Origin of the sequence: Streptomyces sp. NPDC096152, assembly GCF_044763235.1 — a bacterium.
Taxonomy (GTDB): Bacteria; Actinomycetota; Actinomycetes; order Streptomycetales; family Streptomycetaceae; genus Streptomyces.
On record NZ_JBIWFW010000003.1, the window covers coordinates 175,782 to 193,665 of the forward strand.

Genomic DNA, 17,884 nt, shown 5'->3' on the forward strand with positions numbered 1-17,884 from the left:
GGAAAAGGTCCGTTGGGGCAGGATGGCCTCATGACCGCCTCGTACGACACGCCCGTGGTGCTGGACCGTCGCGAGGGCCCCCACGGCGAGGTCGTGCTGCGCCGGCACGGCGCGCTGCTGCAGATCATCGTCAACGGCTGCTTCCTGATGGACACCTCCGACGGCCGCTCCGAACGCCTGCTCGTCGACGCCGCGCTCGCCGCCCTGGACGGGCGCCCGGCACCGGACGTACTGATCGGCGGCCTGGGTGTCGGCTTCTCCCTCGCGCACGCGGCCGCCGACACCTGCTGGGGGCGGATCACCGTCGTCGAACGCGAGCGCGCCGTCGTCGACTGGCACCGTGACGGCCCCCTCGCCGCCCTGACCGCCGAGGCCCTCGCCGATCCGCGGACGCAGATCGTCGAAAGTGACCTGGTTCACTACGTCGATGAGACATCCACCACATTCGACGCCCTGTGCCTCGATATCGACAACGGACCCGGCTGGACGGTCACCGAGGGCAACGAGGGGCTCTACACACCCGCCGGACTGGCAAGCTGCGCAAGGGTGTTGAGGCCCGGCGGAGTGCTCGCGGTGTGGTCCGCCCAGCCGTCTCCGGATTTTGAAGGAAGCTTGCGGAATGTCGGATTCCAACAGGTGCGCACCGAAGAGATCCCCGTTGCCCGGGGCGTTCCGGACGTCGTCCACCTCGCCGTCCGACCTGGATAGCAAAGCCGAGGTGACTCCCCGTACGCTGCTTTCCTGACGCCGATCATTCAAGCGTCAATCGCAGTCATGGGATCACCCCACGGATTCCGGAAAGCACACCCCAGGGGCGGGCGATGGAGCAGACACACACCGCGCACAACGGCACGACGGCGACCGCCGGCGCACAGCGCCGGGTTCTGGTCGTCGAGGACGACCCGACCATCGTGGACGCCATCGCCACCCGTCTGCGCGCCGAGGGATTCCTCGTGCAAACCGCGGGCGACGGCCCGTCCGCCGTCGACACCGCCGAGGCCTGGCAGCCCGACCTGCTGATCCTCGACATCATGCTGCCCGGCTTCGACGGGCTGGAGGTCTGCCGCCGGGTGCAGGCCCAGCGCCCGGTGCCGGTGATGATGCTCACCGCGCGGGACGACGAGACCGACATGCTGGTCGGGCTCGGGGTCGGCGCGGACGACTACATGACCAAGCCGTTCTCGATGCGGGAGCTGGCCGCGCGGGTGCACGTGCTGCTGCGCCGGGTGGAGCGGGCGGCGATCGCCGCGACCACCCCGCGCTCGGGCATCCTGCGCCTGGGCGAGCTGGAGATCGACCACGCGCAGCGCCGGGTGCGGGTGCGCAGCGAGGACGTCCACCTCACGCCCACCGAGTTCGACCTGCTCGTGTGCCTGGCGAACACCCCGCGCGCGGTGCTCTCGCGCGAGCAGCTGCTCGCGGAGGTGTGGGACTGGGCGGACGCCTCCGGCACCCGGACCGTCGACAGCCACATCAAGGCGCTGCGCCGGAAGATCGGCGCCGAGCGGATCCGCACGGTGCACGGCGTGGGCTACGCCCTGGAGACGCCGACGCCATGAGCGGGGGGCCGGCGACACGGAGAGGCCCCGGGGAGGAACCCTGGGGCGGCGTACGCCCGTTCTCGATCAAGACCAAGCTCGGCGCGCTGGTCGTCATCGCGGTGCTGATCACCACCGGTCTGTCGATGATCGCGGTGCACACCAAGACCGAGCTGCGCTTCATCATGGTCTTCTCGATGATCGCCACCCTGCTCATCACGCAGTTCGTGGCGCACTCGCTCACCGCGCCGCTGGACGAGATGAACACGGTGGCCCGCTCCATCTCGCACGGCGACTACACCCGCCGGGTGCGCGAGAACCGCCGGGACGAGCTGGGCGACCTCGCCCAGACGATCAACCTCATGGCCGACGAGCTGGCGGCCCAGGACAGCGCCCGCAAGGAACTGGTGGCCAACGTCTCGCACGAGCTGCGCACGCCCATCGCGGGCCTGCGCGCGGTGCTGGAGAACATCGTGGACGGGTTCACCGAGGCCGACCCCGAGACCATGCGCACGGCCCTGAAGCAGACCGAGCGGCTGGGCCGGCTGGTGGAGACGCTGCTGGACCTCTCCCGGCTGGACAACGGGGTCGTACCGCTGAAGAAGCGGCGGTTCGAGGTGTGGCCGTACCTGTCGGGCGTGCTGAAGGAGGCCAACATGGTGGCCTCCGCGCGCGCGGGCATCGCCTCCGGCTCCGGCAGCCACACGCGTACCGACGTCCATCTGCACCTCGACGTCTCCCCGCCGGAGCTGAGCGCGCACGCGGATCCCGAGCGCATCCACCAGGTGGTCGCCAACCTGATCGACAACGCGGTCAAGCACAGCCCGCCGCACGGCCGGGTGACGGTGAGGGCGCGGCGCGGGCCGCAGCCGGAGTCCCTGGAGCTGGAGGTGCTCGACGAGGGGCCCGGCATTCCGCGCTCCGAGTGGCACCGTGTCTTCGAGCGCTTCAACCGGGGCGCGGTGCGGCGTCCGCACGGCCCCGGCAGCGACGGCGGCACCGGCCTGGGGCTGGCGATCGCCCGCTGGGCGGTGGATCTGCACGGCGGCCGGATCGGTGTGGCCGAATCCGAGCGTGGCTGCCGGATCCAGGTCACCCTTCCAGGGCTCCCCACGTCGTCGAGTTGACGTAGGGTTCGAACCGGAACCTCAAGATCCACCAGCGTCGCCGCAGGCGGACACGTGTGATCAGGCAGAGGACCGCCGGGGACCGCGCCCTTCCATGGGCCGGACCCGGGTCGCGCCTTCCCTTTCGTAGCGGAACCACGCTTGTTTCCCGCCATTTCAAGCCCCGAAACACGGCTTTCAATGTGACTTACGCGACGATGAACGGGCCCGACCTGACCTTCACGGTCTTGGGGGCGTAGCCTTTATTTCCGCTGTCCATCACCTTGTGAAGCGGAAGAGGGCGGTTGCCGCCGTGTCGCCACAGTCCCCCAGTAACTCGAGCTCCCCCAGCCTCCGGCCGGGCGGTGCCTCCACGACCGACGACCAAGCCGGGAAGAACCCCGCTGCCGCGTTCGGTCCCAACGAGTGGCTCGTCGACGAGATCTATCAGCAGTACCTCCAGGACCCGAACTCCGTAGACCGCGCCTGGTGGGACTTCTTCGCCGACTACAAGCCCGGGGCCGCTGCCGCCGGCTCCTCGGCCCCGGCCGGTACGGGCACTGCGGCCGCGGGGGCCGCAGAGACCGCCACCCCGGCTCAGGCGGCGCCCACCGCTCCGGCTGCCCCGGCCCAGCCCGCGGCCCCCGCCGCACAGGCCCCGGCCGCTGCCCGGCCCGCCGCCGCGGCTCCGGCCCAGGCTCCGGCTCCGGCGAAGCCCGCCGCGCAGGCCCCGGCGCCCGCGCGGGCCGCCGCGCCCGCCGCCAAGCCGCAGGCCAAGGCCGCGCCCGCCGCCGAGGCGCCCGACGGTCCCGAGTTCGTGACGCTGCGCGGCCCGTCCGCCGCGGTCGCCAAGAACATGAACGCCTCCCTGGAACTGCCCACGGCCACCTCCGTGCGCGCGGTCCCGGTGAAGCTGCTGTTCGACAACCGCATCGTCATCAACAACCACCTCAAGCGGGCCCGCGGCGGGAAGATCTCCTTCACGCACCTCATCGGCTACGCGATGGTCCAGGCCATCAAGGCCATGCCGGCGATGAACTGGTCCTTCGGCGAGAAGGACGGCAAGCCGACCCTCGTCAAGCCGGCCCACGTCAACCTCGGCCTCGCGATCGACCTGGTCAAGCCCAACGGCGACCGCCAGCTCGTCGTCGCGGCGATCAAGAAGGCCGAGACGCTGAACTTCTTCGAGTTCTGGCAGGCCTACGAGGACATCGTCCGCCGCGCCCGCGACGGCAAGCTGACGATGGACGACTTCACCGGCGTCACGGTCTCCCTGACCAACCCCGGCGGCCTCGGCACGGTCCACTCGGTGCCGCGTCTGATGCCCGGCCAGTCGGTGATCATGGGCGTCGGCTCCATGGACTACCCGGCGGAGTTCCAGGGCACCAGCCAGGACACGCTCAACAAGCTCGGCATCTCGAAGGTCATGACGCTCACGTCGACCTACGACCACCGGGTGATCCAGGGCGCCGCCTCCGGCGAGTTCCTCCGCCAGGTCGCGAACCTGCTGCTCGGCGAGAACGACTTCTACGACGGCATCTTCGAGTCGCTGCGCATCCCCTACGAGCCGGTCCGCTGGCTCAAGGACATCGACGCCAGCCACGACGACGACGTCACCAAGGCCGCCCGCGTCTTCGAGCTGATCCACTCCTACCGGGTCCGCGGCCACGTCATGGCCGACACCGACCCGCTGGAGTACCAGCAGCGCAAGCACCCCGACCTGGACATCACCGAGCACGGCCTCACCCTGTGGGACCTGGAGCGCGAGTTCGCCGTCGGCGGCTTCGCCGGCAAGTCGATGATGAAGCTGCGCGACATCCTCGGCGTGCTGCGCGACTCGTACTGCCGCACCACCGGCATCGAGTACATGCACATCCAGGACCCCAAGCAGCGCAAGTGGATCCAGGACCGCGTCGAGCGCCCGCACTCCAAGCCGGAGCGCGAGGAGCAGCTGCGCATCCTGCGCCGGCTGAACGCGGCGGAGGCCTTCGAGACCTTCCTGCAGACCAAGTACGTCGGCCAGAAGCGCTTCTCCCTGGAGGGCGGCGAGTCGGTCATCCCGCTGCTCGACGCGGTGATCGACAGCGCGGCCGAGTCGCGCCTGGACGAGGTCGTCATCGGCATGGCCCACCGCGGCCGCCTGAACGTGCTCGCCAACATCGTCGGCAAGTCGTACGCGCAGATCTTCCGCGAGTTCGAGGGCAACCTCGACCCGAAGTCGATGCACGGCTCCGGCGACGTGAAGTACCACCTGGGCGCCGAGGGCACCTTCACCGGCCTGGACGGCGAGCAGATCAAGGTCTCCCTGGTCGCGAACCCCTCCCACCTGGAGGCGGTGGACCCGGTCCTGGAGGGCGTCTCCCGCGCCAAGCAGGACATCATCAACAAGGGCGGCACGGACTTCACCGTCCTGCCGGTGGCGATCCACGGCGACGCGGCCTTCGCGGGCCAGGGCGTGGTGGCCGAGACCCTGAACATGTCGCAGCTGCGCGGCTACCGCACCGGCGGCACGGTCCACATCGTCATCAACAACCAGGTCGGCTTCACCGCGGCCCCCGAGTCCTCGCGTTCCTCCATGTACGCGACGGACGTGGCCCGCATGATCGAGGCCCCGATCTTCCACGTGAACGGCGACGACCCGGAGGCCGTGGTCCGCGTCGCGCGGCTCGCCTTCGAGTTCCGCCAGGCGTTCAACAAGGACGTGGTGATCGACCTCATCTGCTACCGCCGCCGCGGTCACAACGAGTCGGACAACCCGGCCTTCACCCAGCCGCTGATGTACGACCTGATCGACAAGAAGCGCTCGGTGCGCAAGCTCTACACCGAGTCCCTCATCGGTCGCGGCGACATCACCCTGGAAGAGGCCGAGCAGGCGCTGCAGGACTACCAGGGCCAGCTGGAGAAGGTCTTCACCGAGGTCCGCGAGGCCACCTCGCAGCCGGCCGCCTCCCACGCGCCGGAGCCGCTGGACGGCTTCCCGGTCGCCGTCCCGACCGCCGTCTCCACGGAGGTCGTCAAGCGCATCGCCGAGTCCCAGGTCAACGTCCCCGACCACATCACCGTCCACCCGCGTCTGCTGCCGCAGCTGCAGCGCCGGGCGGCCATGGTCGAGGACGGCACGATCGACTGGGGCATGGGCGAGACCCTGGCCATCGGCTCGCTGCTCCTGGAGGGAGTCCCGGTCCGGCTGTCCGGCCAGGACTCCCGCCGCGGCACCTTCGGCCAGCGCCACGCGGTGATCATCGACCGCAACACCGGCGAGGACTTCACCCCGCTGCTGTACCTGTCCGACGACCAGGCCCGCTACAACGTCTACGACTCGCTGCTCAGCGAGTACGCGGCGATGGGCTTCGAGTACGGCTACTCGCTGGCCCGCCCGGACGCGCTGGTGATGTGGGAGGCGCAGTTCGGCGACTTCGTCAACGGCGCGCAGACGGTCGTGGACGAGTTCATCTCCTCGGCGGAGCAGAAGTGGGGCCAGACCTCCGGCGTCACCCTGCTCCTCCCGCACGGCTACGAGGGCCAGGGCCCGGACCACTCCTCGGCCCGCCCGGAGCGCTTCCTCCAGCTGTGCGCGCAGAACAACATGACGGTCGCGATGCCGACCTCGCCGGCGAACTACTTCCACCTGCTGCGGTGGCAGGTGCACAACCCGCACCACAAGCCGCTGGTCGTCTTCACCCCGAAGTCGATGCTGCGTCTGAAGGCCGCGGCCTCCACGGCGGAGGAGTTCACCACCGGCGAGTTCCGCCCGGTCATCGGCGACGCCACGGCGGACCCGGCCGCGGTCCGCAGGGTCGTCTTCTGCGCCGGCAAGGTCTACTACGACCTGGAGGCCGAGCGGCAGAAGCGCGGCGCGACGGACACCGCGATCATCCGCATCGAGCGCCTGTACCCGCTGCCGGGTGCCGAGCTCCAGGCGGAGATCAAGAAGTACCCGAACGCCGAGAAGTACCTGTGGGTCCAGGAGGAGCCGGCGAACCAGGGCGCGTGGCCGTTCATCGCCCTGAACCTCATCGACCACCTGGACCTGGCCGTCGGCGCGGACATCCCGCCGGGTGAGCGCCTGCGCCGCATCTCGCGCCCGCACGGCTCCTCGCCCGCCGTGGGTTCCGCCAAGCGGCACCAGGCGGAGCAGGAGCAGCTGGTCCGCGAGGTCTTCGAGGCCTGACCACCGGCCCGAGCCTGCGCACCGCCGGCCTGACGGCACAGGGCCCGGCCCCCGAGTTTCCCGCTCGGGGCCGGGCCCTTCGGCGTGTGCGGGGCGCATAACCTGGAGGGGTACGACCCGAGGCCCGCGGGCCCAGCATCAGGAGAGCACCCGTGTACTTCACCGACCGAGGCATCGAGGAACTCGAGAAGCGGCGCGGCGAGGAGGAGATCACCTTCGAGTGGCTCGCCGAACAGCTGCGGACGTTCGTCGACCTGAACCCCGACTTCGAGGTGCCGGTGGAGCGACTGGCGACGTGGCTGGCCCGGCTGGACGACGAGGACGACGAGTAGGGGACCTGGGGCTCCTCTTCGGGGGGTCGGGCGGGGGTTCTGCGTTCCCGCAGGTTCTGCGTGTCCGCGTGTTCCGGGTGTCTGCCGTGTTCCGGGTGTTCTGCCCTGTTCCGCGCGGGGCGCGCGTTTCCTGTGTCCGATTCATGCCGTATGCCGTCACCACATCGGGTGTCTTGACTTTCCCTGGCCGCGATATATCGTGAATACGGAAGACGCGATATGGCGTGTCGTGTCAGTGTCCGGCCCTGTCCCGGCCCGGCGGTTGCGCGCGGTCCGGCCCGTCCCAGGAGGTCAGCACCATGCCCGAGTGGTCCGTCGGCGAGCCCGGCAAGCTCACCTTCGACGAGCCCGTGTCCGAGCTCCACGTCCGCATCGTCAACGGCGCGGTGAACGTCGTGGGCACGGACGAGGGTTCCGCCCGGCTGGAGGTCTCGGAGATCGAGGGCCCGCCCCTGATCGTCACCCAGCAGGGGGGCACCCTCACGGTCGCCTACGAGGACCTGCCGTGGAAGGGCTTCCTCAAGTGGCTCGACCGCAAGGGCTGGCGGCGCAGCGCAGTGGTGTCCCTGGCGGTTCCGGCGCAGGCGCGCGTTGAGCTCGGGGTGGTCGGTGCCGCGGCGACGGTCTCCGGGCTGGACGGACACGCGGAGGTGAAGGGTGTCTCCGGCGACACCACCCTGGTGGGACTCACCGGCCCGGTGCGGGCGGACACCGTGTCGGGCAGCGTGGAGGCGCAGGCCCTCTCGGGCGACCTGCGGTTCAACTCGGTCTCCGGAGACCTGACCGTGGTCGAGGGCGCGGGCTCCTCGGTGAAGGCCGACTCGGTGAGCGGGTCGATGATCGTGGACCTCGACCCGGCGGGCCGCCCCACCGACATCAGCCTGACCAACGTCTCCGGCGAGATCGCCATCCGTCTGCCCCACCCGGCGGACACACGGGTGGAGGCGAACACCGCGAGCGGGACGGTGTCCAACGCCTTCGAGGACCTCCGGGTCAGCGGCCAGTGGGGCGCGAAGCGCATCACCGGCCGCCTCGGCACGGGACACGGCCGGCTGAAGGCGACCACCGTCTCCGGCTCGATCGCGCTGCTGCGGCGCCCGCCGGCGGAGGACGAGCCGTGGGAGTCGGAGGACCTCCGCCCGACCGACGCCCCGAGCGACGGCACGACCGACGGCACGACCCAGAAGAAGGTGCTCTGAGATGCCCCCCGTCTTCGCCCACGGCCGCCTGCGCCTGTACCTGCTCAAGCTGCTCGACGAGGCTCCGCGCCACGGCTACGAGGTGATCCGCCTGCTGGAGGAGCGCTTCCAGGGGCTGTACGCGCCTTCGGCGGGCACCGTGTACCCGCGCCTGGCCAAGCTGGAGGCCGAGGGCCTGGTCACCCACACCACCGAGGGCGGCCGCAAGGTGTACGCGATCACGGACGCGGGCCGCGCCGAACTGGCCGACCGCAGCGGTGAGCTGGCCGACCTGGAGCTGGAGATCCGCGAGTCGGTCGCCGAGCTCGCCGCCGAGATCCGGGCCGATGTGCGCGGCGCGGCGGGCGACCTGCGGCGCGAGATGCGCGCGGCGGCCTCCGAGGCCCGGCAGGGCCCCGGCACCGGCGCGGGCGGCCACGGCGACGTGGGGGACCTGGGTGACAAGGAGGCGTGGCGCGTCGCCAAGGAGGAGATGCGGCGGGTCCGGCACGAGTGGAAGGAACAGGCCCGGCGCGCCAAGGACGAGAGCCGACGCGCCCGGGACGAGGCCCAGCGCGCCCGGCGCCAGGCGAAGGAGGCCCAGGAGCATGCGCGGGCCCAGGCGCAGGAGGAGCTGCAGCGCGTCGCCCGGCGGGTGCAGGAGCAGGTGCAGGACCACTTCGCGCGGGGCGACTGGCCGACGGGCGTGCGCGAGGGCCTGACCGAACTGGCCAAGGAGTTCGGCAAGGACTTCGGCTTCGGCCGCCCGGCGAACGGCACCACGGCGACCGGCACGTCCGCGCCCGGTCCGTCGACGACCGGAGCGCCCCCCGCAGGCCCGTCGACGACCGGCGACTCCGGTACCGGCGCCGCCGCCACGCCCGCGGCCGGCCCCGAGTACACGCGGACCCCGGAGGACTTCCCCGCCGCGTACGAACCGGCCTGGGCGCACGAGGACTTCACGGGTGACCCGGCCCGCGACCTCGACCGGCTCCTCGACCGCTTCCGCGACGACATCCGCGACGCGGCCCGTGACCACGGCGTCACGCCCGACCAGCTGCGCGACGCCCGCCGCCATCTGTCCACGGCGGCGGCCCACATCGGTGCGGCCCTGCGCGGCCCGAAGGCCTGACGGACGCCCGGCTCGACGAGCGTCCCCGTCACGCCGTGGGACGTGTCGGGGGCCGGCCGTCAGCCTGCCTGAGCCTCTCCCCCGGCGTACAGCACACGGGTCAGGGACCCGTGGGTCACGCCGTGATCGGCGAGGACCTCCGACGGGACGCCCGGGCGGGTCGTCAGGGCGATCAGGAGGTGCTCGTCGCCGATGTACCGGTCGCGATGCCCGAGCGCGACCCGCAGCGACTGGGAGAGCAGTTCCCTGGCCCCGCGGCTGAACGGCCGCCGCCCGGCCCTGCGCCCGGGACCGGCTTTCGACCCGGGCGCCAACGCCCCTTCCCCGTGGGTCTCCTCGATCCGGGAGACGACGGCCGACAGGTCGATGCCCAGCCCGGACAGGGCGTCCGCGTCGGCCCGGGAGAGCCCGCCCCTGCGCCGGGCCTCGGCCACCTCCCGCGCCACCGCCTGCCGCCCCGCCGGGGTCAGGCCCAGCGCGGCCAGAGCGAACGACCCGCGACTGCCCTCCCGGTCGAGCAGGGCGAGCAGGACGTGGGACTCCTCGACCCGGCCGGCCCCGGCCCGCTCGGCGTGCAGCACCGCGCCCTCGACCACGGCGCGGGCGTCCTTGCTGAACCGTTCGAACATCACTGCCTCCCGTACTTCTTGTGCACGGCCTGCCTGCTGACGCCCAGCTCGGCGGCGATCTCCTGCCACGACCAGCCCTGATTGCGCGCGCTGCGCACCTGCACCGCTTCCAGCTGCTCCAGCAGCCGGCGCAGCGCGGCGACGGCCCGCAGCCCGACCCTCGGGTCGCGGTCGCCCGCGCGCTCGGCGAGTTCCGTTGCCTCGGTCATGACGTCAACTTACGTTGACAGCGGGTCCTTTGTCAACCATGGTTGACGCGCGGGAGGAGACGGACAGACGAAACGGCGGGCCCGGAGGTCCGGACCCGCCGTCGGCGGCCGAGGAGCGCGCGCGGCGCCCGCGTCAGGAGTTGGTGAGGACGATCTTGCCGAACTGGTCGCCCGATGCCAGCCGCTGGAAGCCCTCGCGGGCGCGGTCGAGCGGGAGCGCCTCGTCGATGACGGGACGTACGCCGGTGGCGGCGCAGAACGAGAGCAGGTCCTCCAGCTCGTCCTTGGTGCCCATCGTCGAGCCGACGACCTTGAGCTCCAGGAAGAAGATGCGGGTCAGCTCGGCCTGGGACGGCCGGTCACCGCTGGTGGCACCGGAGATGACGACGGTCCCGCCGGGCCGCAGCGACTTCACCGAGTGGGACCAGGTGGCCGCGCCCACGGTCTCGATGACGGCGTCCACGCGCTGCGGCAGCCGCGCACCGGGCTCCAGCGCCTCGACGGCGCCGAGCTCCACCGCCCGCTTGCGCTTGGCCTCGTCCCGGCTGGTGGCGAAGACCCGCAGACCGGCCGCCTTGCCGAGCACGATGGCGGCCGTCGCGACACCGCCGCCGGCCCCCTGGACCAGTACCGAGTCGCCCGGCCGCACGCCCGCGTTGGTGAAGAGCATGCGGTACGCCGTGAGCCAGGCCGTGGGCAGGCAGGCGGCCTCCTCGAAGGAGAGCTCCTTGGGCTTGGGCAGGATGTTCCAGGTCGGGACGGCGACCCGCTCCGCGAAGGTGCCCTGGTAGCGCTCGGTGAGGATGGAGCGGGGTTCCTTCGGGCCGACGCCGTGGCCGGTCTGGCCGATCACGGAGTGCAGGACGACCTCGTTGCCGTCCTCGTCGACACCGGCGGCGTCACAGCCGAGGATCATGGGCAGCTTGTCCTCGGACAGCCCCACGCCCCTCAGCGACCAGAGGTCGTGGTGGTTCAGCGAGGCTGCCCTCACGGTGACCGTGCTCCAGCCGGGACGGGCCTCGGGGGCCGGGCGCTCCCCCAATTCCAGACCGCTCAGCGGCTGGTCGCGGTCGATTCGGGCGGCGTAGACAGCGAACATGACCTTGACGATAGGTGCGCGTCCCGACCGACGGAACCACAGACCCCTGTGACACACGTCTTCTTGCCAACGCGGCGACTCGTCCGGGGGACACAGGGGCACCGGAGCACGGAAATGGCCCCGCCCGAGAGGGGCGGGGCCATCCGGCTCACGTCAGCGACGCGCGACGCCCTCCGCGCGGGCGGCCGCGGCCACCGCCGCCGTCACCGCCGGGGCGACCCGCTCGTCGAACGGCGAGGGGATCACGTAGTCCGCGGCGAGGTCGTCCCCGACCACACCGGCCAGCGCCTCGGCCGCCGCGATCTTCATGCCCTCGGTGATCCGGGACGCCCGCACCTGCAGCGCGCCCGCGAAGATCCCGGGGAACGCCAGGACGTTGTTGATCTGGTTCGGGAAGTCCGACCGCCCGGTGGCCACGACGGACGCGTACTTGTGCGCGACGTCGGGGTGCACCTCGGGGTTGGGGTTGGCCATCGCGAACACGAAGGCGCCCTCGGCCATCGACGCCACCGCCGGCTCCGGCACCGTACCGCCGGAGACGCCGATGAAGACGTCGGCGCCGGCCAGCGCGCCCTCCAACGGACCCGACAGACCCGCCTTGTTGGTGAACGACGCCAGCTCCCGCTTGACCGGGGTCAGGTCGTCCCGGTCGGCCGACACCACGCCCTTGCGGTCGGCGACGGCGACGTCGCCGATCCCGGCCTCCACCAGCATCTTGGCGATGGCGACACCCGCCGCCCCCGCGCCTGAGATGACCGCGCGCAGGTCACCGAGGGCCCGGCCGCTCAGCCGCGCCGCGTTCCGCAGTGCAGCCAGCGTCACGACGGCCGTGCCGTGCTGGTCGTCGTGGAAGACCGGGATGTCGAGCCGCTCCTGGAGCTTGCGCTCGACCTCGAAGCACCGCGGCGCCGAGATGTCCTCCAGGTTCACGCCGCCGAAGGAGGGCGCCAGCCGGACCACGGTGTCGACGATCTCGTCGACGTCCGTGCAGGCGAGCGCGATCGGCACCGCGTCGACGCCTCCGAACTGCTTGAAAAGAATCGCCTTCCCCTCCATCACCGGAAGGGAGGCCTCGGGGCCGATGTCCCCGAGTCCGAGCACGGCCGTGCCGTCGGTCACGACGGCGACCACGGACGACTTCCACGTGTAGTCGTGGACCAGTTCCGGCTGCTCGGCGATGGCGGTGCACACCCGCGCGACGCCGGGCGTGTACGCCAGGGACAGGTCGTCCTTGTCACGGACCGGCACGGTGGCCTGCACTGCCATCTTGCCGCCGCGGTGCAGCGCGAAAGCCGGGTCGAAGGAATCGAGGGGCTCGGCCCCGCCGTCCCGCTCCGCACTGCCGTCGCTGCGAGGATTGACGATCTCCGCTGCCACTTGGTTTTACCCCTTAAGTATTCATGGTTTGAGGGTGGCCACTCCTGGTTGAGGGGTGGGCGGGACCGCGTGGGCCCGGTTCGGTGATCGTGTCGGGCGCCTACGCGACGGGCGCGCCGCACACGCGCCCTTGAGCCCCGGATGAGGGGTGTAAAGCACCTTCTTACCGGACGGACGGTGTCGACGACGAGTCCATAACGCGAAGGTCACATGACGGCGACCCGACACTTGGCCCAATATGAGGACAAGCCCTCGTCGATCGCTTGACAAGCGCTCAAGCGCTCTCAAACACCGCCGCCCTGCTGACCGCATCCTGAGATGCACCGAAGATCTTCCGGCCGGAAGGAGACATTCCCGCAGATGATCCGGCCTTGTCGCACCGGCCTTGCGGGGTTCGGGGGTCGCCCGTTATCCGATTTTGACATAGCGGGCCCCCTGAATATCGCCATTCAAATGGCAAGATGCGGTCAATCACACGAGGTCGCGACACCCGAAGGTGTGTGTTCTCGTCGACCCATCGGCAACGCCACCCATCCGCCGGAGGAACCCACCATGACCGCACGCTCCACCCGCCGTCCGACCGCCGCGCACTCCCGGCTAGCTGCGGTCGGTGCGATCGCGGTCGCAGGCGCCCTGATTCTCACCGGTTGCGGTGACCAGACCAAGGACAAGAACAAGGCGTCCGGCAGCTCGTCCGCCGGTTCCGCGCCGCTCGCCGGCAAGCTCCCGGGGTCGATCCGCGACAAGGGCGTCATCCGGGTCGGCTCCGACATCGCCTACGCCCCGGTCGAGTTCAAGGACAACTCCGGCAAGGTCGCCGGCCTCGACCCGGACCTCGCCGCCGCGATGGGCAAGCAGCTCGGGGTGACGTTCGACTTCCAGAACGGCACCTTCGACGCCCTGCTCACCGGCATCCGCTCCAATCGCTACGACATCGCCATGTCGGCGATGACGGACAACAAGAGCCGCCAGGAGGGTGTCGACCCCACCACCGGCAAGAAGGTCGGCGAGGGCGTCGACTTCGTCGACTACCTGACCGCCGGTGTGTCGATCTACGCCCGCAAGGGCGACACCAAGGGCATCACGACCTGGTCCGACCTGTGCGGCAAGAAGATCGCCCTGGAGCGCGGGACCGTCTCGGAGGACCTCGCCAAGGCCGAGGCCAAGAAGTGCCCGGGCGGCAAGAAGCTCACCATCGAGGCCTTCGACGACGACCAGCAGGCCCAGACCCGTCTGCGCTCGGGCGGCGCGGACGCGGCCTCCTCGGACTTCCCGGTCGCCGCCTACGCGGTGAAGACCTCCGGCGGCGGCAAGGACTTCCAGCTCGTCGGCGACCAGGTCGAGGCCGCCCCGTACGGCATCGCGGTCGCCAAGAACAACACGCAGCTGCGTGACGCGCTGAAGGCCGCGATGGACGCGATCATCAAGAACGGCGAGTACGAGAAGATCCTGACGAAGTGGGGCGCCGAGGACGGCGCGGTGAAGAGCTCCGTCGTCAACGGCGGCAAGTGACCGCTCCGAGCGGGCACTGAGAGGCAATACCCGTGACTGACATCGACAAGACGGCGGGGCCGAAGGGCACGCCCCCGGCCGGCGCGGAGGCCATCAAGGCCATCCCTGTCCGGCACTACGGGCGGTACGTCTCCGCCGTCATCGCGATCGCGGTCTTCGCCGCGATCATCTACGCGTTCGGCCAGGGCAAGATCAACTGGCACGCGGTTCCCGACTACTTCTTCGACGACCGGATCCTGACCGGCGTCAGCAAGACCCTCCTGCTGACGGTCCTGTCGATGGTCATCGGCATCGTCGGCGGCATCCTGCTGGCCGTGATGCGCCTGTCGAAGAACCCGGTGACCTCGTCCATCGCCTGGTTCTACATCTGGTTCTTCCGCGGCACCCCGGTCCTGGTCCAGCTGTTCCTCTGGTTCAACCTGGGCCTGGTGTTCGAGTACATCGACCTCGGGCCGATCTACAAGAACTACTGGTCCGACTTCATGACGCCGCTGCTGACGGCGCTGCTCGGCCTCGGCCTCAACGAGGCCGCGTACATGGCGGAGATCTGCCGCGCCGGTCTGCTGGCCGTCGACGAGGGCCAGACCGAGGCCGCCCACGCGCTGGGCATGAGCCACGGCAGGACGCTGCGCCGGATCGTCATCCCGCAGGCCATGCGGGTGATCGTCCCGCCGACCGGCAACGAAGTCATCAACATGCTGAAGACGACCTCGCTCGTGGCGGCCGTCCAGTATCCGGAGCTGTTCCGCTACGCCCAGGACATCGGCCAGGTCTCCGGCGCCCCGGTGGAGATGTACTTCCTCGCCGCCGCCTGGTACCTGATCATGACGTCGATCCTGAGCGTGGGCCAGTACTACATCGAGCGGTACTACGCCCGCGGCTCCAGCCGCAGCCTGCCGGCGACGCCGTTGCAGAAGATCAGGGCCAGCGTGCTCTCCCTCGGCCGGCCGAAGGGAGGCATGGCATGACCGACAGGCTCAGCAAGACCGACACCCCCAAGGACAAGTCGGTGGCGATGGTCAAGGCCGAAGGCGTCCACAAGTCCTTCGGGCAGGTCGAGGTCCTCAAGGGCATCGACCTGGAGGTACGGCCCGGCGAGGTGTTCTGCCTCATCGGTCCCTCCGGCTCCGGCAAGTCGACCTTCCTGCGGTGCATCAACCACCTGGAGAAGATCAACGCGGGCCGTCTGTACGTCGACGGCGAGCTGGTCGGCTACCGGCAGCAGGGCGACAAGCTCTACGAGCTGCGCGACCGCGAGGTCGCCATGAAGCGCCGGGACATCGGCATGGTCTTCCAGCGCTTCAACCTGTTCCCGCACATGACCGCGCTGGAGAACGTCATCGAGGCGCCGGTGCAGGTCAAGGGCGTGGGCAAGGGCGAGGCCAGGGACCGGGCCATGCAGCTGCTGGAGCGGGTCGGTCTCGCCGACCGCGCGGGGCACTACCCCTCGCAGCTCTCCGGCGGCCAGCAGCAGCGCGTGGCGATCGCCCGGGCGCTGGCGATGGACCCGAAGCTGATGCTGTTCGACGAGCCGACCTCGGCCCTAGACCCGGAGCTGGTCGGCGACGTCCTCGACGTCATGCGCGACCTGGCCGAGTCCGGCATGACGATGGTCGTCGTCACGCACGAGATGGGCTTCGCCCGCGAGGTGGGCGACAGCCTGGTCTTCATGGACGAGGGCGTGGTGGTCGAGTCCGGCCACCCGCGTGAGGTGCTGACGAACCCTCAGCACGAGCGCACGCAGTCGTTCCTGTCGAAGGTCCTCTGACGGCAACGGCGCACGAAGGGGCGGTACGGGTCCTCCGTACCGCCCCTTCCGCATGTCGTCGTCGCCCTCCCGCGCGCCCCGCCCCGTAATACCCTGGAACCACGACCGGCTGTTACCCGACCGTACCCATGACCGTCGAGCGCCTCCATAAGGACCACAAGTGGAACTGGCCTATTACTCGGATTACGCCGTACGTCTCGTCAACAGCGAGGAACCGGCCCGGGGCAAGGACTCCCTGACCTCGGTCGAGGCCGTCCGCGACCTGTTCAGCGGCAACGCGTCGGCGGCCCGGCGCGCCACCGACGCCGACGTCACGCGCTTCCGTTCGGTGCGGGGCCGGCTGCGCGCGGTCTTCGAGGCGGCCGACCAGGGCGACGAGACCCTCGCCGTGGACCTGCTCAACTCACTGCTGCTGGAGTTCCCGGTCAGCCCGCAGATCTCCGGGCACGACCACCGCGACGACGACGGCCGCCCCCTGTGGCACATGCACCTGGCCGACCACCCGTCCAACGCGACCGCCGGCTACGCGGCCATCGCGGCCATGGGCCTGGCCTTCCACCTCACCGAGTACGGCGTCGACCGGCTCGGCCTGTGCCAGGCCGCACCCTGCCGCAACGCCTACCTGGACACCTCGACCAACCGGTCGCGGCGCTACTGCTCCGACCGCTGCGCGACCCGCGCCAACGTGGCCGCCTACCGGGCCCGAAAGCGCCTGGAGGCGGACCGGTCGGTGAGCACGGGCCTCGCGGCCGACAGCGCCCAGCGCGCCAGCGCCAGGGGCGAGCGCCGATCCGCCCCGCGCGGCCGGTAGCGGAACCACACCTTGCCGAGGACCAGGTCCTCGGGCACGGTCCCGTAGTCGGTGCTGTCGCCGCCCGCGTACGCGTTGTCCCCGAGCACCCACCAGCCGCCCTCGCGCCGCTCCGCCGCGCGCTTGACGACGAGCAGGTCCTGCTGGAACGGATGACGCAGAACGATCACGTCCCCCGGCCGGACGCGGGCTCCGTACTGCACCACGAGCTGGTCCCCGTGGTGCAGCGTCGGCACCATGGACGGCCCGGTCACCTCGGCCAGCCCGAACGGCAGCGCCGCTCCCCTGCGGCCGGTCTCCTGCGACAGCTCCGGCATCACCCGGCACCTCCCCGGTTCTTCCTCCACCAGTCTCAGTCTGACCCCGGACTTTTGTCCTAAGCCCAAGGGGGCACTCGCGAAAACGAGCCTTGCAGGGAGTAATGTCCCACCTGAGAAGACGATCACGAGGAAGGAACGCTCCATGCTTTCCCGCCTGTTTGCCCCCAAGGTCAAGGTCAGCGCGCACTGCGACCTGCCCTGCGGTGTGTACGACCCGGCCCAGGCCCGCATCGAGGCGGAGTCGGTGAAGGCCATCCAGGAGAAGATGGCCGCCAACGACGACCCGCACTTCCAGGCGCGCGCCACCGTCATCAAGGAGCAGCGTGCCGAGCTCGCGAAGCACCACGTCTCCGTGCTCTGGAGCGACTACTTCAAGGCGCCGCACTTCGAGAAGTACCCGGAGCTGCACCAGTTGGTGAACGACACCCTCAAGGCCCTCTCCGCGGCCAAGGGCTCCACCGACCCGGCCACGGGCCAGAAGGCGCTGGACTACGTCGCCCAGATCGACAAGATCTTCTGGGAGACCAAGAAGGCCTGACCTTCGTCCGTGCCTTCCGACCTGCGACGTCCTGCTCGCAGCGTCTCCCCTCCGCACCCGGTCCCCCGGCCGCCGAGCACGGCGTTCGGTGGGCCGGGTGTGGTCTTGTCGGGCTCGTTCCGCACGGCCATCGGTTACGTGAGCGGCCCGGCCCCTTCCCGTGC

Annotated in this window: 17 protein-coding genes; 12 read left to right on the forward strand and 5 right to left on the reverse strand. The window is 70.5% G+C overall.

Annotated features, from left to right (window positions below):
• The first annotated feature begins 30 nt into the window (after positions 1 to 30).
• The 7 genes from ACIQ9G_RS11015 (at position 31) to ACIQ9G_RS11045 (ending at position 9,457) form a co-directional block, all read left to right on the forward strand.
• Positions 31 to 708: a spermidine synthase gene (locus ACIQ9G_RS11015; RefSeq protein ID WP_403608200.1), complete on the forward strand. Its 678-nt coding sequence runs from the start codon at positions 31 to 33 to the stop codon at positions 706 to 708.
• 113 nt (positions 709 to 821) lie between these two features.
• Positions 822 to 1,559, forward strand: coding sequence for a response regulator transcription factor (locus ACIQ9G_RS11020; RefSeq protein WP_403608201.1), 738 nt, complete (start codon positions 822 to 824; stop codon positions 1,557 to 1,559).
• On the forward strand, positions 1,556 to 2,665 hold the full coding sequence (locus ACIQ9G_RS11025) for an ATP-binding protein (RefSeq protein WP_403608202.1): 1,110 nt from the start codon (positions 1,556 to 1,558) through the stop codon (positions 2,663 to 2,665). Before ACIQ9G_RS11020 ends, ACIQ9G_RS11025 begins: the two co-directional genes overlap by 4 nt.
• Positions 2,666 to 2,957: 292 nt before the next feature.
• Positions 2,958 to 6,815: a multifunctional oxoglutarate decarboxylase/oxoglutarate dehydrogenase thiamine pyrophosphate-binding subunit/dihydrolipoyllysine-residue succinyltransferase subunit gene (locus ACIQ9G_RS11030; protein ID WP_403608203.1), complete on the forward strand. Its 3,858-nt coding sequence runs from the start codon at positions 2,958 to 2,960 to the stop codon at positions 6,813 to 6,815.
• A 152-nt stretch (positions 6,816 to 6,967) separates the two neighbouring features.
• Positions 6,968 to 7,147 carry a DUF6104 family protein gene (locus tag ACIQ9G_RS11035; protein ID WP_028420339.1) on the forward strand — a complete coding sequence of 60 codons (180 nt, stop codon included), beginning with the start codon at positions 6,968 to 6,970 and terminating at the stop codon, positions 7,145 to 7,147.
• A 299-nt stretch (positions 7,148 to 7,446) separates the two neighbouring features.
• Positions 7,447 to 8,346, forward strand: coding sequence for a DUF4097 family beta strand repeat-containing protein (locus ACIQ9G_RS11040; protein WP_403608204.1), 900 nt, complete (start codon positions 7,447 to 7,449; stop codon positions 8,344 to 8,346).
• Position 8,347: 1 nt separating this feature from the next.
• The gene (locus tag ACIQ9G_RS11045; protein WP_403608205.1) at positions 8,348 to 9,457 is read left to right on the forward strand and encodes a helix-turn-helix transcriptional regulator; all 1,110 of its coding nucleotides are present in this window, start codon (positions 8,348 to 8,350) and stop codon (positions 9,455 to 9,457) included.
• A gap of 59 nt (positions 9,458 to 9,516) precedes the next feature.
• On the opposite strand, the gene ACIQ9G_RS11050 is transcribed toward ACIQ9G_RS11045, so the two are convergent.
• The 4 genes from ACIQ9G_RS11050 to ACIQ9G_RS11065 form a co-directional block, all read right to left on the reverse strand.
• The gene (locus ACIQ9G_RS11050) at positions 9,517 to 10,086 is read right to left on the reverse strand and encodes a Clp protease N-terminal domain-containing protein (protein ID WP_403608206.1); all 570 of its coding nucleotides are present in this window, start codon (positions 10,084 to 10,086) and stop codon (positions 9,517 to 9,519) included.
• Positions 10,086 to 10,295 (reverse strand): helix-turn-helix domain-containing protein, encoded by a 210-nt coding sequence (locus tag ACIQ9G_RS11055; RefSeq protein ID WP_390708859.1) that lies wholly within the window; start codon positions 10,293 to 10,295, stop codon positions 10,086 to 10,088. The genes ACIQ9G_RS11050 and ACIQ9G_RS11055 overlap by 1 nt, the downstream gene beginning before the upstream one ends.
• A 133-nt stretch (positions 10,296 to 10,428) precedes the next feature.
• Positions 10,429 to 11,394 carry a zinc-binding dehydrogenase gene (locus ACIQ9G_RS11060; RefSeq protein WP_403608207.1) on the reverse strand — a complete coding sequence of 322 codons (966 nt, stop codon included), beginning with the start codon at positions 11,392 to 11,394 and terminating at the stop codon, positions 10,429 to 10,431.
• A gap of 153 nt (positions 11,395 to 11,547) precedes the next feature.
• Positions 11,548 to 12,771, reverse strand: coding sequence for an NADP-dependent malic enzyme (locus tag ACIQ9G_RS11065; RefSeq protein ID WP_403608208.1), 1,224 nt, complete (start codon positions 12,769 to 12,771; stop codon positions 11,548 to 11,550).
• Positions 12,772 to 13,323: 552 nt separating this feature from the next.
• Between ACIQ9G_RS11065 and ACIQ9G_RS11070 the strand changes: the two genes are divergently transcribed.
• From ACIQ9G_RS11070 to ACIQ9G_RS11085, 4 genes are all read left to right on the forward strand, one after another.
• Entirely contained in the window at positions 13,324 to 14,283 is a 960-nt protein-coding gene (locus ACIQ9G_RS11070) for an ABC transporter substrate-binding protein (RefSeq protein ID WP_403608209.1), read from the forward strand.
• A gap of 32 nt (positions 14,284 to 14,315) precedes the next feature.
• The gene (locus ACIQ9G_RS11075) at positions 14,316 to 15,251 is read left to right on the forward strand and encodes an amino acid ABC transporter permease (protein WP_403608210.1); all 936 of its coding nucleotides are present in this window, start codon (positions 14,316 to 14,318) and stop codon (positions 15,249 to 15,251) included.
• Positions 15,248 to 16,051, forward strand: coding sequence for an amino acid ABC transporter ATP-binding protein (locus tag ACIQ9G_RS11080; protein WP_403608211.1), 804 nt, complete (start codon positions 15,248 to 15,250; stop codon positions 16,049 to 16,051). The genes ACIQ9G_RS11075 and ACIQ9G_RS11080 overlap by 4 nt, the downstream gene beginning before the upstream one ends.
• Positions 16,052 to 16,211: 160 nt before the next feature.
• A complete protein-coding gene (locus ACIQ9G_RS11085; RefSeq protein WP_403608212.1) occupies positions 16,212 to 16,862 on the forward strand; it encodes a CGNR zinc finger domain-containing protein in 651 nt (216 codons plus the stop codon).
• Here ACIQ9G_RS11085 and sodX read toward each other — a convergent pair.
• Positions 16,745 to 17,179 carry a nickel-type superoxide dismutase maturation protease gene (gene sodX, locus ACIQ9G_RS11090; RefSeq protein ID WP_392191130.1) on the reverse strand — a complete coding sequence of 145 codons (435 nt, stop codon included), beginning with the start codon at positions 17,177 to 17,179 and terminating at the stop codon, positions 16,745 to 16,747. The genes ACIQ9G_RS11085 and sodX overlap by 118 nt on opposite strands.
• Before the next feature lie 145 nt (positions 17,180 to 17,324).
• Here sodX and sodN point away from each other — a divergent pair, with 145 nt between their 5' ends.
• Positions 17,325 to 17,720, forward strand: a complete 396-nt coding sequence (sodN, locus tag ACIQ9G_RS11095) for a superoxide dismutase, Ni (RefSeq protein ID WP_356186063.1) — start codon at positions 17,325 to 17,327, stop codon at positions 17,718 to 17,720.
• The last annotated feature ends 164 nt before the right edge of the window (positions 17,721 to 17,884 follow it).

Bases quoted from the DNA above. Each gene is read 5' to 3' on its own strand.
- ACIQ9G_RS11040 (WP_403608204.1), top strand. From the start codon at position 7,447: ATGCCCGAGTGGTCCGTCGGCGAGCCCGGCAAGCTCACCTTCGACGAG.
- ACIQ9G_RS11045 (WP_403608205.1), top strand. From the start codon at position 8,348: ATGCCCCCCGTCTTCGCCCACGGCCGCCTGCGCCTGTACCTGCTCAAG.
- ACIQ9G_RS11060 (WP_403608207.1), bottom strand. From the start codon at position 11,394: ATGTTCGCTGTCTACGCCGCCCGAATCGACCGCGACCAGCCGCTGAGC.
- ACIQ9G_RS11015 (WP_403608200.1), top strand. From the start codon at position 31: ATGACCGCCTCGTACGACACGCCCGTGGTGCTGGACCGTCGCGAGGGC.
- ACIQ9G_RS11020 (WP_403608201.1), top strand. From the start codon at position 822: ATGGAGCAGACACACACCGCGCACAACGGCACGACGGCGACCGCCGGC.
- ACIQ9G_RS11080 (WP_403608211.1), top strand. From the start codon at position 15,248: ATGACCGACAGGCTCAGCAAGACCGACACCCCCAAGGACAAGTCGGTG.
- ACIQ9G_RS11050 (WP_403608206.1), bottom strand. From the start codon at position 10,086: ATGTTCGAACGGTTCAGCAAGGACGCCCGCGCCGTGGTCGAGGGCGCG.
- sodN (WP_356186063.1), top strand. From the start codon at position 17,325: ATGCTTTCCCGCCTGTTTGCCCCCAAGGTCAAGGTCAGCGCGCACTGC.
- ACIQ9G_RS11070 (WP_403608209.1), top strand. From the start codon at position 13,324: ATGACCGCACGCTCCACCCGCCGTCCGACCGCCGCGCACTCCCGGCTA.
- sodX (WP_392191130.1), bottom strand. From the start codon at position 17,179: ATGCCGGAGCTGTCGCAGGAGACCGGCCGCAGGGGAGCGGCGCTGCCG.
- ACIQ9G_RS11055 (WP_390708859.1), bottom strand. From the start codon at position 10,295: ATGACCGAGGCAACGGAACTCGCCGAGCGCGCGGGCGACCGCGACCCG.
- ACIQ9G_RS11025 (WP_403608202.1), top strand. From the start codon at position 1,556: ATGAGCGGGGGGCCGGCGACACGGAGAGGCCCCGGGGAGGAACCCTGG.